The 17,423-nt window shown below is 74.0% G+C and carries 15 protein-coding genes and 1 pseudogene; 10 read left to right on the top strand and 6 right to left on the bottom strand.

What is annotated here, in order from left to right:
- Positions 1–27 precede the first annotated feature (27 nt).
- The gene (locus ACFHW1_RS25590; RefSeq protein ID WP_416557100.1) at positions 28–1,632 is read left to right on the top strand and encodes a phytoene desaturase family protein; all 1,605 of its coding nucleotides are present in this window, start codon (positions 28–30) and stop codon (positions 1,630–1,632) included.
- A 268-nt stretch (positions 1,633–1,900) separates the two neighbouring features.
- On the opposite strand, the gene ACFHW1_RS25585 is transcribed toward ACFHW1_RS25590, so the two are convergent.
- Both ACFHW1_RS25585 and ACFHW1_RS25580 read right to left on the bottom strand, forming a co-directional pair.
- Positions 1,901–2,953 carry an SDR family oxidoreductase gene (locus ACFHW1_RS25585; protein ID WP_416557101.1) on the bottom strand — a complete coding sequence of 351 codons (1,053 nt, stop codon included), beginning with the start codon at positions 2,951–2,953 and terminating at the stop codon, positions 1,901–1,903.
- Between the two features lie 124 nt (positions 2,954–3,077).
- A complete protein-coding gene (locus tag ACFHW1_RS25580) occupies positions 3,078–3,521 on the bottom strand; it encodes an SRPBCC family protein (RefSeq protein ID WP_416557102.1) in 444 nt (147 codons plus the stop codon).
- A gap of 113 nt (positions 3,522–3,634) precedes the next feature.
- Here ACFHW1_RS25580 and ACFHW1_RS25575 point away from each other — a divergent pair, with 113 nt between their 5' ends.
- The 8 genes from ACFHW1_RS25575 to ACFHW1_RS25540 are packed head-to-tail and all read left to right on the top strand — an operon-like array spanning position 3,635 to position 12,277.
- Positions 3,635–5,284: an HAD-IIIA family hydrolase gene (locus ACFHW1_RS25575; protein ID WP_416557103.1), complete on the top strand. Its 1,650-nt coding sequence runs from the start codon at positions 3,635–3,637 to the stop codon at positions 5,282–5,284.
- A complete protein-coding gene (locus ACFHW1_RS25570) occupies positions 5,281–6,258 on the top strand; it encodes a glycosyltransferase (RefSeq protein WP_416557104.1) in 978 nt (325 codons plus the stop codon). The genes ACFHW1_RS25575 and ACFHW1_RS25570 overlap by 4 nt, the downstream gene beginning before the upstream one ends.
- A complete protein-coding gene (locus ACFHW1_RS25565; RefSeq protein WP_416557105.1) occupies positions 6,243–7,457 on the top strand; it encodes a glycosyltransferase in 1,215 nt (404 codons plus the stop codon). The genes ACFHW1_RS25570 and ACFHW1_RS25565 overlap by 16 nt, the downstream gene beginning before the upstream one ends.
- Position 7,458: 1 nt before the next feature.
- Positions 7,459–8,133: a D-sedoheptulose-7-phosphate isomerase gene (locus ACFHW1_RS25560; RefSeq protein WP_416557106.1), complete on the top strand. Its 675-nt coding sequence runs from the start codon at positions 7,459–7,461 to the stop codon at positions 8,131–8,133.
- Between the two features lie 14 nt (positions 8,134–8,147).
- Entirely contained in the window at positions 8,148–9,599 is a 1,452-nt protein-coding gene (locus ACFHW1_RS25555; RefSeq protein WP_416616296.1) for a PfkB family carbohydrate kinase, read from the top strand.
- A 2-nt stretch (positions 9,600–9,601) separates the two neighbouring features.
- Positions 9,602–10,297 (top strand): SDR family oxidoreductase, encoded by a 696-nt coding sequence (locus ACFHW1_RS25550; RefSeq protein WP_416616292.1) that lies wholly within the window; start codon positions 9,602–9,604, stop codon positions 10,295–10,297.
- Positions 10,294–11,310 carry a glycosyltransferase family 9 protein gene (locus tag ACFHW1_RS25545; protein WP_416616290.1) on the top strand — a complete coding sequence of 339 codons (1,017 nt, stop codon included), beginning with the start codon at positions 10,294–10,296 and terminating at the stop codon, positions 11,308–11,310. Before ACFHW1_RS25550 ends, ACFHW1_RS25545 begins: the two co-directional genes overlap by 4 nt.
- Positions 11,291–12,277 (top strand): DNA topoisomerase IB, encoded by a 987-nt coding sequence (locus tag ACFHW1_RS25540; RefSeq protein WP_416569168.1) that lies wholly within the window; start codon positions 11,291–11,293, stop codon positions 12,275–12,277. Before ACFHW1_RS25545 ends, ACFHW1_RS25540 begins: the two co-directional genes overlap by 20 nt.
- Here ACFHW1_RS25540 and ACFHW1_RS25535 read toward each other — a convergent pair.
- The 4 genes from ACFHW1_RS25535 to ACFHW1_RS25520 form a co-directional block, all read right to left on the bottom strand.
- The gene (locus tag ACFHW1_RS25535; protein ID WP_416557110.1) at positions 12,269–13,066 is read right to left on the bottom strand and encodes a TerC family protein; all 798 of its coding nucleotides are present in this window, start codon (positions 13,064–13,066) and stop codon (positions 12,269–12,271) included. The genes ACFHW1_RS25540 and ACFHW1_RS25535 overlap by 9 nt on opposite strands.
- Positions 13,067–13,165: 99 nt before the next feature.
- The gene (locus ACFHW1_RS25530; protein ID WP_416557111.1) at positions 13,166–13,669 is read right to left on the bottom strand and encodes a hypothetical protein; all 504 of its coding nucleotides are present in this window, start codon (positions 13,667–13,669) and stop codon (positions 13,166–13,168) included.
- A gap of 55 nt (positions 13,670–13,724) precedes the next feature.
- The gene (locus ACFHW1_RS25525) at positions 13,725–15,362 is read right to left on the bottom strand and encodes a RecQ family ATP-dependent DNA helicase (RefSeq protein ID WP_416557112.1); all 1,638 of its coding nucleotides are present in this window, start codon (positions 15,360–15,362) and stop codon (positions 13,725–13,727) included.
- An 88-nt stretch (positions 15,363–15,450) separates the two neighbouring features.
- Positions 15,451–15,585 carry a hypothetical protein gene (locus ACFHW1_RS25520; protein WP_255499935.1) on the bottom strand — a complete coding sequence of 45 codons (135 nt, stop codon included), beginning with the start codon at positions 15,583–15,585 and terminating at the stop codon, positions 15,451–15,453.
- Positions 15,586–15,722: 137 nt separating this feature from the next.
- Here ACFHW1_RS25520 and ACFHW1_RS25515 point away from each other — a divergent pair.
- Positions 15,723–17,327 (top strand): annotated as a pseudogene (locus tag ACFHW1_RS25515) (glycoside hydrolase family 3 protein); the annotation flags it as partial.
- Between the last annotated feature and the right edge of the window lie 96 nt (positions 17,328–17,423).

Genomic DNA, 17,423 nt, shown 5'->3' with positions numbered 1-17,423 from the left:
GCGCCCGGCCGGGGTAGTCGCGCGGAGATGGCAGACACGGATGTGGAGACGGCAGACGCGGTCGTTATCGGTGCCGGACACAACGGCCTGGTCGCCGCCAACCTGCTCGCCGACGCCGGTTGGGACGTGCTGGTGCTGGAGGCGACCGGGGCGCCGGGCGGCGCGGTCAGCTCCGCCGAGGTGACCGCCCCCGGCTACCTCAGCGACCTGTACAGCTCGTTCTATCCGCTCGGGTTCGCTTCGCCGGTGCTGCGGGAGCTGCGGCTGGCCGAGTTCGGGCTGCGCTGGCGGCACGCCCCGGACGTCTTCGCTCACCTGCTGCCGGACGACCGGGCTGCGGTGGTCAACCTGGACCCCCGGCGGACCGCCGAGTCGCTGGAGGCATTCGCCGACGGCGACGGCGAACGCTGGCTGTCGGCGTACGCCGAGTGGCGGGCCGTGTCGGCACCGTTGATCGACGCGCTGTTCACCCCGTTTCCGCCGGTGCGGGCCGGCGTCGAGCTGCTGCGCCGGCTCCGGAGCGCCGGATCGCTGCGGCTGGCCCGGCGCCTGTTACTGCCGGTCCGCCAGCTCGGCCGGGAGACCTTCGCCGGTGCCGGCGGTCCGGCGCTGCTCGCCGGTTGCGCGCTGCACACCGATCTGGCCCCCGACGATGTCGCGTCCGGCGTGTACGGCTGGCTGCTGACCATGCTCGGTCAGGAGATCGGCTGGCCGGTGCCGGCGGGCGGCGCGCAACGGATTACCGACGCGCTGGTCGGCCGGTTGCGTTCCCGGGGCGGGCGGTTGGTCACCGGCGCCGCCGCCGGCCGGGTGCTGATCGCCCGCAGCCGGGCGGTCGGCGTGCGTACCGTCGACGGCCGGCTGTGGCAGGCCCGGCGGGCGGTGCTCGCCGACGTTCCCGCTCCGGCGCTGCTGCTCGACCTGGTCGGCGACCAGTGGCTGCCCACCAGGATGGTTGACGACCTGCGCCGGTTCCGGTGGGATGGCTCGACGGTGAAGGTCGACTGGGCGCTCGCCGGCCCGATGCCGTGGCGCAACCCGGCGGTCGCCGGGGCCGGCACCGTGCACCTCGGGGCCGACTTGGACGGCCTGACCCGGTACGCCGCCGCGCTGGCCTGCGACGAAATGCCCCGCGACCCGTTCCTGCTGCTTGGTCAGCTCACCACCGCCGACCCGCAGCGGTCACCGGCGGGCACCGAGTCGCTGTGGGCGTACACGCACCTGCCGCACCGCACCACGTGGCACGCCGAGGAAATTCTCGAACACGTCGCGCGGATGGAGGCGGTGCTGCACCGGCAGGCACCGGGGTTCGGTGCCCTGGTCCGGGCCCGTCACGTTGCCGGTCCGGTGGACCTGCAGGAGCAGAACCCGAGTCTGGTCGGGGGAGCGGTCGGGGGCGGCACCTCGGCGGCGTACCAGCAACTGTTCTTCCGGCCGGTGCCCGGCCTGGGCCGCGCGGACACCCCGGTCGACCGGCTCTTTCTCGCCTCGGCGTCGGCGCACCCCGGCGGCGGGGTGCACGGCGCGCCCGGGTCGAACGCCGCGCGGGCCGCGCTGGCCCGCGACCGCGCGGTGACCGGGCGGATGTACGGGGCTGTGGTGTCGGCGGCGCAGCGCGCGGTCTACCGCTGAGCCGGTGGCCGAATCGAGTGGCCGACCGGTCAGTCGATGACCATCCGGGCGCGGATGGCGGATGCCGTGCAGTTGCAGCCGGTTGCAAGGTGACCGCACCGAGCTGGGTTCTTATCAACCGCCACCTCCTGGTTGGGCGCGACGGGCGCCGCCGCCCCATGATCGTCGTCTGCGATCGATGAAGGCGGGCTGTGTCCCCCTTGTGTGCCACGCCGCCGGTTCGACGGCGGCGACCGGCGGCCCAACGGGCGGCGGTGGTGTCAGACAGTCACGCCGCCCGCCCGACCGGTCGACGGACCGCTGCCCGCAGCCGGGCCGGCCCGTTGCCGACCATCGCCCGAGCGGTGCCGAGCACGGCGGCCAGGACCGCGGCGGTGGCGGTCTGCTTGTGCGTCACGGCCCACAGTGCCAGCGACCGCCGACGTGCCTGGTCGTCGAAGGCGCCGTGCGCGCCATGATCGACCTCGGCATCGGCCGGGGCGTCCACGTTGTCCCGCCAGCGGGCCCGGTCGATGACCTCGTCGGTCTGTTGGGAGTCGAAGCCGACCTGCCGGATCGCAAGTAGCCGGTCGAGCAGCCCGGGGGCGATGACGTCGGCGAGCCGAGCCCGTAGGGTGGGGCCACCGACGTTGACCTCCCGCTTGCCGTTGTCGGCGGCCCAGCAGATCGCCGCCGCGGCCACCTCAGGTTGGAAGATCGGCGGTACCGGTTGCGGGTGTCGGGGCAGGTGGGTGCGCACCCAGGAGAACTGCGGCGTGTTCACCGCCGGCAGCTGAACCATCGACAGCTTGATCTCGGGGCTGGCCTGGAGCAACTCGGCCCGTAGCGAGTCGTTGAATCCCTGGATGGCGTGCTTGCTGGCGCAGTACGCCGACTGCAGCGGGATGCCTCGGTACGCCAGCGCCGACCCGACCTGCACGATCGTGCCGATTCCGGCCGGGCGCATCTGCCGCAGCGCAGCCAGCGTGCCGTGCACCGTGCCGAGGTAGTTGACCTCGGTGACCCGTCGGAACTCGTCGGCGCTGATCTCCCAGGTCGGGGCGAAGACCGACACCATCGCGTTGTTGATCCACACGTCCAGGCCGCCGTTGCGTCGGTGCAGGTCGTCGGCGGCCTCGTCGACCGCTGCGGCGTCGGCGACGTCCACCTGGTACGTGGCCACCGCCTCGGCGCCCAGCTCACGGCACTGTGCGGCGGCTGCGGCCAGGCCGGCCGCTCCTCGGGCGAGCAACCCGAGCCGGGCGCCGCGGCGCGCGTACCGCTGGGCGGTGGCGCGTCCGATGCCGGCGCTCGCGCCAGTGATCATCACGGTCTGACTCATCCCGTTCACCTCCCTGCGGGTGCCGTCCGGCACCCGTCCACTGACCTGCCCAGGCAGGGCCTGCCCTGACCGGGCACTGTTGCCGTGGACCCGTCCGTCGGGCCCAGGCTGTGGCGTGCCGGCGTCACCCGACGGTCTGCCGGGTGGCGATGTCGGACAGCCGGCGCAGCGTCTCCCGGTTGCGGTGGTGCAGGACCAGATCGTCGAGCTTCGTACGGATCCAACGCAGCGGCCCTCCGGTGAACGACTCGGCGATGGTGACCCGGGTGCCGTTGCCCGGGGTCGGTGCGAGCCGGAACACGATCGTCGCCTCGCCGAGCGGCCACAGCCCGGCCCGTAACGTCAGTTCGTCACCCGGCTGGCAGGAGATCACCGTGGAGGTGTCGGACAACGACAGCGGCCAGGGACCGGCCGTGTGGTGCAGCCGGGCCCCGGACTGCGGCCAGTGCTCGTCGACGTCGCGGATGTGCACGGTGCCGACCACCCAGTCGCTGTACGACCAGCCGTTCGCCAGCACGGCGAACACCTGGTCCGGCGGGGCGGGGATCACCCGCTGCACGACAGCCACGATCAGCCGGGTACCCCGCGGGCGGCACGCTAACCCGGCCACCGGCGAAATGGTGCGGACCGGACGAACGCCGTGGTTGGTTTACTCGCCCCGCACCCGGGAAACGGAGCCAGGTGCGAAGCGAACTGATCAGTCGGGGCTGCGGGCTGTTCGACGCGGTGCTCTTCGACCGTGACGGGACGCTCGTGCACGACGTGCCGTACAACGGCGACCCGGACCTGGTCCGCCCGGTACGCGGTGCCCGCGCCGCGCTTGACCGGCTCCGCGCCGCCGGTCTGCGGCTCGGTGTCGTCACCAACCAGTCCGGCCTGGCCCGCGGCCACTTCACCGCGCACGACATGCGTCGGGTGCACGACCGGATCGAGGAACTCCTCGGCCCGTTCGACACCTGGCAGATCTGCCCGCACGATGACGGCGACGGCTGCCGGTGCCGCAAACCGGCACCGGGCATGGTCCTGGCCGCCGCCCGGGAACTGGGCACCACCGCCGGGCGGTGCGCCGTGGTCGGCGACATCGGCCGGGACATCGTCGCCGCCGGCGCCGCCGGCGCGACCGGAATTCTGGTACCCACCGCGACGACCCGACCGCAGGAGACGGCCGCCGCTCCCGCCGTCGCTGGTGACCTGGCCGGCGCCGCCGATCTCATCCTGCGTCGGCACCGGGCGACCGCCCCCGGCGGACCCGGCCCGCGCGGCGGCCGGGTCCTGGTCGTGCGCTCCGACTCGGTCGGCGACGTACTGGTCACCGGGCCGGCGATCCGCGCCGTGGCGGCCGGGGCAGACGAGGTGGTCATGCTCTGCGGTCCGCGGGGCCGGGCCGCCGCCGAACTGCTGCCCGGTGTCGGCGAGCTGATCGAGTGGCCGCTGCCGTGGATCGACCCGGATCCCGGTCCGGTGGACCCGGCCGACCTGACCCGGTTGACGAACCGGCTCGCCGAGGTCGGCGCCGACGAGGCGATCATCTTCACCTCCTTCCACCAGTCGCCGCTGCCGCTGGCGCTGCTCCTGCGGCAGGCCGGGGTGGACCGGATCGCGGCGATCAGTGACGACTACCCCGGCTCGCTGCTCGACGTGCGCCACCGGGTGCCGCCGGGCGTACCGGAGCCGGAACGGGCGTTGTCGCTGGCCGCCGCCGCCGGGTTCGCGCTGCCCGGCGACGACGAACCGGTGCTGCGGCTACGCCCGGGCTGTCTGCGGCCGGCCGCCGGGCCCGCACCACAGGAGCCCGGCTCGGGTGTGCGTCACCGGATGCCGGAGCCGGACCGGGCCGGACCACCGGGCTATGTCGTCGTGCACCCGGGATCCTCCGTCGAGTCCCGCGCCTGCCCGCCGGAGCGGTGTGCCGCGTTCGTCGACGCGCTGCACGCCGCCGGGCACCGGGTGGTGGTCACCGGCGGACCCGGGGAGCAGGCGTTGAGCCGCCGGGTGGCCGGTCGGTCCGGTGTCGACCTCGGTGGTCAGACCTCGCTGGCCCGGCTCGCCGCGATCATCGCGCAGGCCGGCGCGCTGGTCGTCGGCAACAGCGGGCCCGCGCACCTCGCGGCGGCGGTCGGCACCCCGGTGGTCAGCCTGTTCGCGCCGACGGTGCCGTTCGGCCAGTGGGGCCCCTACCGGGTGCCCTGGGTCCGGCTCGGCGACCCGGTCGCCGGCTGCCGCAACACCCGGGCCGCCCGGTGCCCGGTGCCCGGCCATCCGTGTCTGTCGACGGTATCCCCGGACAGCGTCGTCGAGGCCGTCGAACTGATCTGCGGGACGGCCGGATGAACATTTTCCTTTGGCACGTCCACGGATCGTGGACCACCGCGTTCGTCCACGGCAAGCACCACTACCTGGTGCCGGTCACCCCGGACCGGGGGCCGTACGGGCTGGGCCGGGCGCGCACCTACCCGTGGCCGGACGGCGTCACCGAGATCCGCCCCGGGCAGCTCGCCGCCGCCGAGGTCGACCTGGTGATCCTGCAACGCCCCGAGGAGCTCGATCTGGCCACCAGCTGGCTCGGCCGTACCGTTGGCCGGGACGTGCCGGTGGTCTACGTGGAGCACAACACGCCAAAGGGTGACGTGCCGACCAGCCGGCATCCGATGGCCGACCGTGACGACCTCACCGTGGTCCACGTCACCCACTTCAACGACCTGTTCTGGGACACCGGCGGCACCCGGACCCGGGTGATCGAGCACGGCATCGTCGCCCCGGCCGCCCGCTACAGCGGCGAACTCGACCGGCTCGCTGTGGTCACCAATGAGCCGGTACGCCGCCGACGGGTCACCGGCACCGACCTGATGCCCCGGTTCGCCGGGGTCGCCCCGCTGGACGTGTACGGGATGGGAGTCGCCGGGTTGCCCGAGGTTCTCGGCGGGCTGGCCGCCGGGCAGTTGGCCGTCCACGACGACGTGCCGCAGTCGGCGATGCACGCCGAGGTGGCCCGCCGCCGCGCGTACCTGCACCTGTGCCGGTGGACCTCACTCGGCCTGAGCCTGATCGAGGCGATGGCGATGGGTATGCCGGTGGTCGTTCTCGGCACCACCGAGGCGGTCGCCGCGGTACCGCCGTCGGCCGGGGTGCTCGCCACCCGAGTGCAGACCCTGGTCGACGCCGCCCAGTGGCTGATCGACGAGCCGGACGCGGCCCGCCGGCTCGGCGACGGCGCGCGGCGCGCGGCGCAGGACCGATACGGACTGGACCGGTTCCTCGCGGACTGGGACGAGCTGCTGGAGGAGGCGCTATGCGCATCGCGATGATCTCGGAGCACGCCAGCCCGCTCGCCGCGCTCGGCGGGGTGGACGCCGGCGGCCAGAACACGCACGTCGCGGAGCTGTCCACCGCGCTCGCCGCCGACGGCCACGAGGTCCGGGTGTTCACCCGCCGGGACGCTGTGGACCTGCCGGAACTGGTGCAGTTGGACAACGGGGTTGCGGTGGTGCACGTGCCGGCCGGCCCGGCCGAGCACATCGCCAAGGACGACCTGCTTCCGCACATGGCGCCGTTCAGCCGGTGGCTGGCCGGACAGTGGAGCCACGACTGGACCCCGGCGGTCGCGCACGCGCACTTCTGGATGAGCGGCCTCGCCGCCGTGCACGCCGGCCGGCTGACCGGGGTGCCGGTGGTGCAGACCTACCATGCGCTGGGCACGGTCAAGCGTCGCCACCAGGGCGCGATGGACACCAGTCCGCCCCGCCGCATCGGCTACGAGCGGGCGTTGGGCCGCAGCGTCGACCGGGTGGTTGCGCAGTCCCAGGACGAGGTCGCCGAGCTGATCAGGATGGGGGTGCCCCGGGGCCGCCTCTCGGTGGTGCCGTCCGGCGTCAACGAGCAGACCTTCGCCCCCGACGGACCGGCCGTGCCGCGCGACGAGGGCCGGCTGCGGGTGCTGACCGTTGGCCGGCTGGTCGCCCGCAAGGGTTTCCAGGACGTCGTACGGGCCATGCAACTCGTACCGAACGCGGAGTGCGTCGTCGTGGGTGGTCCGCCGGCCGCCGAGTTGGACACCGACCCGCAGGCCCGGCAGTTGCGCCAGCTGGCCGAGTCGTGCGGGGTGGGTGACCGGGTCCGGCTGGTCGGCGGGGTGCCTCGGGAACGGATGCCGTCCTGGTACCGGTCGGCCGACGTGCTGGTCGCCGCCCCGTGGTACGAGCCGTTCGGGCTCACCCCGTTGGAGGCGATGGCCTGCGGCGTGCCGGTGGTCGGCACCGCCGTGGGCGGGCTGACCGACACCGTCGTCGACGGCCTCACCGGCGATCTGGTGCCGCCCCGGGATCCACGGGCGCTAGGTATGGCACTGCGCCGGTTGCTCAACGACCGGGTCCGGCGGTTCGCCTACGCCACCGCCGCGCTGGACCGGGCGCGGCAGTGCTATTCGTGGCAGCGCGCCGCGGCGCAGCTGACCGCGATCTACGGCACGGTCAGCGGGGTGCGGCAGCCGAGCCGGGTGGTGGCCTGAGATGCCCGACGTGAACTCGCTCATCGACACCCACCTCGCCGGGCTGGCTGAGGCGCTGTTGCCGTACCGCCAGGTGGCCACCCGGCTGGGTCGCTGGGGTGCCGAGCTGGCCTGGACGCTCGGTCACGGTGGCCGGCTGCTGATCGCCGGCAACGGCGGTAGCGCCGCCGAGGCTCAGCACCTCGCCGCCGAGCTGGTCGGCAAGCTGCGTGACGACCGGACGCCGCTGTCCGCGATCGCGTTGACCGCCGAGACCTCCTCGCTCACCGCGATCAGCAACGACTTCGGCTTCGACGAGGTCTTCGCCCGGCAGGTACGGGCCCACGGCCGCCCCGGCGACATCCTGCTGCTGCTGTCCACGAGTGGACGGAGCGGCAACCTGCTCGCCGCGGCCCGGGCTGGCCGTGACGTCGGGCTGCGCTGCTGGGCGTGCACCGGTCCGGTGCCGAACCCGCTGGCCGAGGCGTGCGCCGAGGTGCTGGCGGTGCCGGCGGCCGATCCGCAGGTGGTGCAGGAGCTGCATCTGGTTACCGCGCACCTGCTGTGCGGCTACGTCGACCAGACACTGCCCGGCGTGCTCGGTCTCGCCGGCACGGTCGACGTCCCCGCCGGTGCGTCCCCGGCGCCCGCCGTGACGGCCGGTCTACCGGTGGACGTCCGCGGCGGTGTCCGGTGACCGCCGGCCCGATCGTGGTGGTCGGCGACACCCTGCTCGACCGGGACGTCGACGGTGCGGTGACCCGGGTCTGCCCGGACGCCGCCGCGCCGGTGCTCGACGAGCGGTACGTCACCGACCGGCCCGGTGGCGCCGGGCTGGCTGCGGCGCTCGCCGCCGGGCAGGGACACCCGGTCGTGCTGGTCAGCGCGCTCGCCGCCGACCCGGCCGGTTGTCGGCTCGCGGCGCTGCTCGCTGCGGCCGGCGTGGACCTGCATCCGCTGCCGTTGGGTGGCGCGACCGCCGAGAAGATCCGGCTGCGGACCCGGGGCCAGGTGCTGCTGCGGCTGGACCGGGGCGGGGACGGCCGGGTGCGCGGCGATCTGCCGCCGGCCACCGCCGAGGTGCTCGCGGCGGCTGCGGCGGTGGTGGTCAGCGACTACGGCCGGGGAGTGGCGCGGCTGCCGGGCCTGCGGGCGGCGCTGGCGGCGACCGGCGCACCGGTGGTGTGGGACCCGCACCCGCGCGGCCCGGCGGCGGTCGCCGGTGCCCGGCTGATCACCCCCAACGAGGCCGAGGTCCGCCAGTTGACCGGGCAGCCGGTCGGGGACACCCGGGTGGCCACTGCCGCACGGGGCGCCGACGAACTGCGGCGCCGCTGGCGGGCCGGGGCGGTCGCGGTGACGATGGGATGCGACGGCGCGCTGTTGTGCCACGCCGGGAGCGTGCCGCTGATGGTGCCGACGCCGATCAACACCGACGGGGACACCTGCGGCGCGGGGGACCGGTTCGCCACCGCCGCCGCGACGGCGCTGGCCGCCGGAGCCGTGGTGTCCGAGGCGGTCCAGGCGGCGGTCGCCGAGGCGTCCCGGTACGTCGCCGACGGCGGTACGGCCGGGCTGCGGCGGCTACTGGCCGGGTCCGACCAGGTCGCGGTGCCGGTGGAGACCGGGGCACTGGATGCGGCGTCCGCGGAGCAGGTCGGTCCGCGCGCCGCCGGGGCGCTGGCCGACCGGGTACGGTCCGCCGGGGGCACCGTGGTGGCCACCGGCGGCTGCTTCGACCTGCTGCACGCCGGGCACGTGTCGGCGCTGCAGGCCGCCCGGCAGCTGGGTGACTGCCTGATTGTCTGCGTCAACTCCGACGCCAGCGTGGCCCGACTGAAGGGGCCGCAGCGGCCGGTGGTCGGCGAGCGTGACCGGGCCCGGCTGCTCGTGGCGTTGGGCTGCGTGGACGCGGTGGTCGTCTTCGATGAGGACACCCCGCACGCGGTGCTCAGCTGGCTGCGGCCGGACATCTGGGTCAAAGGTGGCGACTACGCCGGTGGCGGCACCGCCGAGCCGGACCTGCCCGAGGCCGAAGTGGTACGCCGGTGGGGCGGGCAGACGGCGGTTGTGCCGTACCTCGACGGACGCTCCACCACCGGCATGATCGCCGCCGCCCGTGCCGGGCGGCCCGTTCCGTCGACCACCACTGTGGAGGACTGATCGTGACGAACCATCCCGGCAGCCCGGCGGTGCTGGTCACCGGCGGCGCGAGCGGTCTCGGGGCAGCCGTCGTCGACCTGCTGGCCGAGTCCGGCTACCGGCCGTGCGTCATCGACCGGCAGCCGCCGGCGGACGGGGTGCCCTGGCTCGACTGCGACCTGGCCGACACCCGGGCCGCCGAGGCCGCCACCCACCGGCTCGCCGAGCAGACCGGCGGGCTGAGCGCGGTGGTCACCGCGGCGGGGATGGACGTGCCGGGCCGTCTCGCCGACACCCCCGCGCAGGTGTGGGAACGGGTCGTCACGGTCGACCTGCTGGCCACCGCGGCGGTGATCCGGGCGGCGCTGCCCTGGCTGACCTCGGCCGGCGGTTCGGTGGTGACGATCGCCTCCACCCTGGGAGTGAAGGCGGTCGGTGACGCCACCGCGTACTGCGCGGCCAAGTTCGGGGTGGTCGGGTTCACCCGGGCGTTGGCGGCCGAACTCGCCGGCACCGTCGGCGTTACCCTGCTGGTGCCCGGCGGGATGCGGACCGCCTTCTTCGGCGAGCGCGAGGCCCGGTACCGGCCGGCGGCCGACGCCGCGCTCAACGACCCCGGCAACGTGGCGGCGGCGGTGCTGTTCGCGCTGCAGCAGCCGGCTGGCTGCGCGGTGCGCGAAATGGTGATCTGCGCGGACCGGGAGACGTCCTACCCGTGATCCTGGTGCTGCGGGCCCTCGGCATCGGTGACCTGGCCACCGCCGTGCCGGCGCTGCGTGGGCTGCGGGCCGCCTACCCGGCCGAGACGATCGCCCTGGCCGCGCCGGCCTGGCTCGCCCCGCTGGCCGGCCTGACCGGCGCGGTGGACCGCCTGGTGCCGCTGTCCGGGCTGGACGCGGCGCCGCTGCTCGACACCGGCCCGGACTGGGCGGTCAACCTGCACGGCCGTGGCCCGCAGTCGCACCGGCTGCTCGCCACGACGCGGCCGGGCCGGTTGTGGGCGTACCGGTGTCCGGCGGCGGCGCACCACGACGGCCCACCGTGGCGCGACGACGAGCACGAGGTGGCGCGGTGGTGCCGACTGCTCACCTGGTACGGCGTCGACTGTGGCCCGACCGACCTGCTGCTGCCCCGTCCGGTACCGGACCGGGTGCCGGTCGGGGTGACCGTACTGCACCCCGGCGCGGCGGCGCCGCGCCGCCGGTGGCCGGTCGACCGGTTCGCCGAGCTGGCCGGTCGGCTGACCGCCGCCGGACACCGGGTGGTCGTGACCGGGTCGGCACCCGAGCGTCCGCTGGCTGAGGCGGTCGCCGCCGGTGCCGGGCTGCCCGGCACCGCGGTCTGCGCCGGGCGGATGGACCTGTACCAGTTCGCCGCCCTGCTGGCGCACGCCCGTCTGCTGGTCGCCGCCGACACCGGCGCGGGGCACCTGGCAACGGCCTTCGGCGTACCGTCGGTGCTGCTGTTCGGTCCCACGTCGCCGGCCCGCTGGGGCCCACCGGTGCACCGGACACGGCACCGGGTGGTCCACTACCCGCTGCTGTCCGCCGGGGTCGAGGAGCCGGCCGCCGTCCCCGCAGCTGCCGTCCCCGCAGCCGGCGACCCGCCGGCCGCCGACGGACCCGCCGATGGGCCGGCGGTCGACCGGCACCCGGCGATGGTCGCCATCTGTGTCGACGAGGTGCTCGCCGCGATCGGTGAGGTGGAACGCGATGCGGTTGCGGCGCAGTGACCCGCACCGGCCGGGATACCGGCGCCGTCGCCGGGGCCGGGGGACTGCCTTCCTCGATACCCGGGGCCAGCCGGTCACCGACCCGGCGGAGCTGAAGCGGCTTCGTGAGCTGGTGATCCCGCCCGCCTGGCGGGACGTGTGGATCTGTCCGCACCCGTCCGGTCACATTCAGGCCGTCGGCGTGGATGCGGCCGGCCGGCGGCAGTACCTCTACCACCCCCAGTGGCGGGTCCGTCGGGACGTCGCCAAGTTTCAGCACGTGCGGCGGGTTGCGGACCGGCTGCCCCGGCTGCGGAACCGGGTCGACGCCGATCTGCGTTGCCGGGGTCTGGGCCGGCAACGGGTGCTGGCCGCCCTGGTGCGCCTGCTGGATCTGGGGATGTTCCGGATCGGCAACGACCAGTACGCCGCCGGCGACGAGCCCACGTTCGGGGTGGCGACGCTGCGGCCCGGACACGCCCGGCTCGAGCGCGGTTGCGTGGTCCTCGAGTTCCCGGCCAAGGGCGGCGTCGCCCAGGTCCGGCGGATCGACGACGCGCAGGTGTGTGCCGTGCTGCGGGCACTGCGTCGTCGTCGGCACGACGGGCAGCGGCTGTTCTGCTACTGGGACGGGCGGCGCTGGCGGGACGTGCACAGCGACGAAATCAACGAGTACCTGCGTCAGGCCAGCGGCACCGAGATGACGGCAAAGGACTTCCGTACCTGGCATGCCACCGTGCTCGCCGCGACCCGGCTGGCGGCCGCCGGGGTACCGCGATCGGCGGCGGCCCGGCGGCGGACGGTGGCTGCGGTGATGCGGGAGGTCGCGGAGCTGCTCGGCAACACACCCACGGTCGCCCGCGCCTCCTACGTCGACCCCCGGGTGGTCGAGTCGTTCCACCGGGGGCGGGTGGCCCGGCTCGGCACCGGCGAGCCCAGCCGGCCGGCCGCCGAGCAGGCGGTCCGCCGACTGCTCCCGTTACGCTGAGTCGGTCCGGTCGGCGCTGTCCGTACCGCCGGCCGCCACCGGCTGCTCCTTGATGAACGTCGGGTGCAGGCTGACCGGTGCCGCCGCCTGTTTGCGCGACCGTAGCCGCAGGTTGAGGAACTCCACGAAGACGGAGAACGCGATCGGCCCGTACACGTACCCCTTGGGGAGGTGGTGGCCGAGCCCTTCGGCGATCAGGCTGCCACCGATCAGCAGCAGGAACGACAGGGCCAGCATCTTCACCGTCGGATGCTGGTTGACGAACCCGCTGACCGCCCCGGCCGACACCAGCATGATGACGATCGCGACCACCACGGCGGCGACCATGATGAACAGCTGGTCGACCATGCCCACCGCGGTGATCACCGAGTCGAGCGAGAACACCACGTCCAGCACCAGGATCTGGGCGATCACTCCGGCGAACGACGCGGTCTTACCGCTGCGCCCGTGGTCCGCGCCCTCCAGGTGCTCGTGGATCTCGTAGGTCGCTTTGACCAGCAGGAAACCCCCGCCGAGCAGCAGGATCAGGTCCCGGCCGGATATCTCCTGCCCGAACACCTCGAACAGCGGTGCGGTCAGCCCGATCACCCAGGACAACGAGGCGAGCAGCAGCAGCCGGGTGACCAGGGCCAGCGACAGCCCGATGGTGCGGGCCCTGGCCTGCTGGTGCTCGGGCAGCCGACCGGCGAGGATCGAGATGAACACGACGTTGTCGATGCCCAGCACGACTTCCAGCAGCAGCAGGGTCGCGAACGCGATCCACAACTCGGGGCTGGTCAGAAGCTCCATCGTTGCTCCCGGGAGAGGGGTGGCCACCGGGCCGGTGCGGCCCGCGGTTCCAGACCGTACTGGCGGTGGTCAACCGCCCGCACACCGGAGCCCTCCCACTCAGTCGTTGAGTACGTGGGCGAGCCGGTCGCGGAACCGCCGCTCCGACTCGGTCACCGTCTCGCCGCCGATGCCCAGCATCCCGCCGGTGCTTGCGGCGCCGACCACCTGTTCGGCGATGCCGACCAGCCAGTGCTTGTACGCCCCGGCCTCGCCGTCATCCACCCGGTCGGCGAGCAGTCGGGCCGCCGTACCCGCCCGGGCCAGCACGTCGGCGATCAGCGCCCGGGGGTCGGCCGGTTCGATCACCGGCAGTTCCTCGCCGGTCTCCGGATCGCCGACCCGGCTGACCAGTTCCCCGGCGACTGCGGCGACCAGCGGGCTGGCCGACTCCCGCCCGGCGCTGATCGTCTCCAGCCCGGCGGCGTTCTCCGCCCGGGTCCGCCGTCCACCGTCGGACTCGGCCGCGCTGGCCGCGTTCAGCACCGCCTGCGGCAGCCCGACCAGCAGTCCCCATTCCTCGTCGGAGAACCCGAGTTCGGTGTACACCGGCAGTTCCGTCACGCTTTGCCCCTTTCAACCTGCTGCCCGCCGGACCGGTGTCCGACGGTGGCGATCCTCAGCGCTGCTCGGCGGCCAGCAGACCCTGGTCGCTGACCACCGGCACCGACAACGTCTTGTAGCCGACACCGTCGAAGAGGACCGTCATCCGGTCCTGTTCGTACCCGAGTACCAGGCCGGCCCCCCATTCCGCGTGTCGCACCATACTGTGCACCGGGAACGGGCCGGCGGCGCCGTCGTCGGCGGTGCTGGTCCCGGCGTGGCAACTGTCGCAATGGCCACAGACGTCCGCCACATGCTCCCCGAAGTAGGTGAGCAGCGCCCGGGTACGGCAACCGGTCGCCTCGGCGAAGGCCCGCATCATGTCGGTACGGGAGCGCTGCACGGTCTGGCGACGTCCGGCCGCTGCCACCGCGACGGCGGCGGCCCGCGTCGGGTCCGGCGCGTAGAACGGACGGACGGTCTGGGTGCCGGCGACGGTACGGGCCGCGCCCACCTCCTCCAACAGGGCGAGCAGTTGGCTCAGTTTGCGGGCACCGAGCCCGGTGCGGCGGCGCAGCTCGGCGCGGGTGGCCGGCTTGGTGTCCAGCACCTCGGCGACGTCGCGCAACTCGTCGTGGTCGGGCGGGCTGGTGGTGAAGTACCGCTGCAGACCGATGTCCTCGGCCCGCCACAACAGCAGCGCGCGGGCCGGCCGGCCGTCCCGGCCGCCGCGCCCGATCTCCTGCAGATAGCTGTCGGGCGAGTCCGGCAGCGCGGTGTGCGCCACCCACCGTACGTCCGGTTTGTCGATGCCCATGCCGAACGCGGACGTCGCCACCATGACCGGCACCTGCCCGGCGAGGAACTCGCCGTGCAGCTGCTGCCGGGCGGTGGCCGACATACCGGCGTGGTAGCAGCGGGCCGGGTAGCCGGCGGCCGCGAGCTGACCGGCCAGGTCCGTCGCGGCCCGCCGGGTCGGCACGTAGACGATGCCGGGCGGCTGTTCGGCGTCGAGCAGGGCGACCAGCCGGCGCCACCGGTAGTCCTCGGTCGGGCAGTGGGCCACCTCAAGGAACAGGTTGCCCCGGTCCAGTCCGGCCACCACCAGGTGCGGGTCGGTGAGCCCGAGCCGGTGGACGATGTCGTCGCGGACCGGCGGCGAGGCGGTGGCGGTCAGCGCCACCACCGCAGGGCGGCCCAACTGCTCCACCAGGTGTCCGACGGCCAGGTAGTCGGGTCGGAAGTCGTGCCCCCAGGCCGAGACGCAGTGCGCCTCGTCGACCGCGACCAGCGCCGGGGACAACCGCCGTACCTCGGCCAGCCGGTCCGGGTCGCACAGCTGTTCCGGTGTGGTGAACAGGAACCGGGCCCGACCCGCACGAATGTCGTCGAGCGCCGCCCGTCGCTGGGCCGGGCTCTCCGCGGAGCTGATCCGGACCGCCCGCAGCTCGGCCTGGCCGCGTTGATTGAGTGCGGCGATCTGGTCCTGCTGCAACGAGAGCAGCGGAGAGATCACCACGGTCGGGCCGGCCAGCATGGTGGCCGGGATCTGGTACACGGCCGATTTCCCGGCGCCGGTGGGCAGCACCACCAGGGCGTCGCGGCCCTTCAGCAGGGCCCGCATCGCGCCGAGTTGACCGGGCCGCAACGCCGACCAGCCGAAGCGTTGGCGTGCCGCACGGCGCAGTCGGGGTGAATGCAGGGGCAGCTCCATCGGAAGTCGTGGTTACCCGGCGCGGACCACGGCCAAACGGGTCAGCCGCCCCGGTGACCGTCGGCCGACCCGGTCTCACCGTTTCCGCTCACCGCCCTTTGCCGAACATCGCCCGTAGCGCGGCGAGCAGGAGCAGGACACCGAGGACGGCACCGACCACCTGGACACCGGGGATGTCCTGCCAGCTGGTCTCCTCGGCGGCGTACTGGACGAACGGAACCACTTACGCACTGTGCCACACCGGGGCCGCCCGGCGACAGACCGTGCCGTACGGCGGGACCGGCGTCGTTGCCGCAGCGCGGTTCCGGTTAATAGAAAGGTTTATTGACTAAAACTGTCCGTGATGTGAACATGAGCCGCATGGTCGATTCCAGTCCCAGTGTGCGGCGGATGGCGGTCACCGTGCTGCAGCCCGGGTTCATCGGCACCAGCGCACCGGACTGGGTGCGCCGGTGGGTGGCCGACGGGTTGGGTGCCGTGGTGCTGTTCGCCCGGAACGTCCGCGACCCCGAACAGGTCGCCGCGCTCACCGCCGCGCTGCGCGCCGAACGGCCGGACGTGCTGGTCGCCATCGACGAGGAAGCGGGTGACGTGACCCGGATCGAATCCGGACACGGCAGCTCCCGACCCGGCAACCTGGCCCTCGGTGCGGTCGACGACCCGGAACTGACCCGGCGGGTCGCCCACGATCTCGGTCTGGAGCTGGCCGGCGCGGGAGTCGCCGTCAACTACGCCCCAGTTGCCGACGTCAACTCCAATCCGGACAACCCGGTAATCGGGGTACGCGCGTTCGGCGACGATCCGCACCTGGTGGCCCGGCACACGGCCGCCTGGATCCGCGGGCTGCAGGACGCCGGAGTCGCCGCCTGCGCCAAACACTTCCCCGGACACGGCGACACCAACGTGGACTCGCACGCCGCCGTACCGCGCATCGACGCCGACCGGATCCGGCTGGACGCGGTGGAGCTGACCCCGTTCCGGGCCGCCATCGCCGCCGGCACCCGGACGATCATGACCGGACACCTGCTCGTTCCGGCGATCGACCCGGTCAACCTGGCCACCCTCAGCCGTGCGGTCCTGGTCGACCTGCTGCGGGACCGGCTCGGGTTCACCGGCGCGGTGATCACCGACGGAATCGAGATGCGGGCGGTGACCCGGCGCTTCGGACTGGCCGGCGCGACCGTCCGGGCGCTCGCCGCCGGCGTCGACGCCGTCTGCGTGGGCGGCGAACACGCCGACGAGGAGACTGTCCGGCGACTGACCGACGGGATCGTCGACGCGGTCGTCACCGGACAGTTGCCGGCCCAGCGGCTGGCCGAGGCGGCGGAGCGGATCCGGCAACTGGCGGAGTGGTCGGTGCGGTACCACCGACGACCGGACGGCAACGGACCCGAACCGGGTGGCAACAGACCCGTACCGGGCGGCAGCAGGTCCGCCACGCTGGCGTCCGCCGGCCCGTCGACCGGTCCGGTGCGGTCCGCCGTCGGGCTCGCCGCAGCCCGGCGCGCGCTGCGGATCCGGACCGCGACCCGGCTGCCGCTGACCCGACCCGCGTACGTGGTGGAGTTCGTGCCGCCGCACAACATCGCCACCGGGGCCGAGACCCCGTGGGGTATCGGCCAGGCCCTGGCCACGCTGCGGCCCGGGACGCTCACCGTTCGACTGACCGAGCGGGATCTTGACGCATCGGCGGGTCCGTCAACGGCAGCCGGCGTTCCTGGTCGACCGGTTGAGCCGCTGGACACCGCGCTGCTCGCCGCCCGTCACCACGCCCTCGTGCTGGTGGTCCGCGACCTGCACCGGCATCGGTGGATGTCGGTGGCGGTCGATCGCGCGCTCGCCGTCCGACCCGACGCCGTCGTGGTCGAGATGGGGGTACCGGTGCGGGTCGCCGGTGACGTCCACCTGTCGACCTACGGGGCGAGCTGGGCGAACAGCCGGGCCGCCGCCGAGCGGCTGGCCGGTTGGCAGACGCCGGTGGCCAGGACCGGCACCCCGGGTCCGACCGGGTCGGGTCCGACGGCACCAGGCCCGACGGTGCTGCCCGGCCCGACCGAGCCG

This window comes from Micromonospora sp. LOL_014, from assembly GCF_048060245.1.
Lineage (GTDB): Bacteria > Actinomycetota > Actinomycetes > Mycobacteriales > Micromonosporaceae > Micromonospora_E.
Note: the sequence above shows the minus strand (reverse complement) of the source record. Positions and strands in the feature narration are given on the sequence as shown.

Coding starts and splice junctions, on each gene's coding strand:
- ACFHW1_RS25590 (WP_416557100.1), top strand. CDS start 28: ATGGCAGACACGGATGTGGAGACGGCAGACGCGGTCGTTATCGGTGCC.
- ACFHW1_RS25585 (WP_416557101.1), bottom strand. CDS start 2,953: ATGAGTCAGACCGTGATGATCACTGGCGCGAGCGCCGGCATCGGACGC.
- ACFHW1_RS25570 (WP_416557104.1), top strand. CDS start 5,281: ATGAACATTTTCCTTTGGCACGTCCACGGATCGTGGACCACCGCGTTC.
- ACFHW1_RS25565 (WP_416557105.1), top strand. CDS start 6,243: ATGCGCATCGCGATGATCTCGGAGCACGCCAGCCCGCTCGCCGCGCTC.
- ACFHW1_RS25560 (WP_416557106.1), top strand. CDS start 7,459: ATGCCCGACGTGAACTCGCTCATCGACACCCACCTCGCCGGGCTGGCT.
- ACFHW1_RS25540 (WP_416569168.1), top strand. CDS start 11,291: ATGCGGTTGCGGCGCAGTGACCCGCACCGGCCGGGATACCGGCGCCGT.
- ACFHW1_RS25535 (WP_416557110.1), bottom strand. CDS start 13,066: ATGGAGCTTCTGACCAGCCCCGAGTTGTGGATCGCGTTCGCGACCCTG.
- ACFHW1_RS25525 (WP_416557112.1), bottom strand. CDS start 15,362: ATGGAGCTGCCCCTGCATTCACCCCGACTGCGCCGTGCGGCACGCCAA.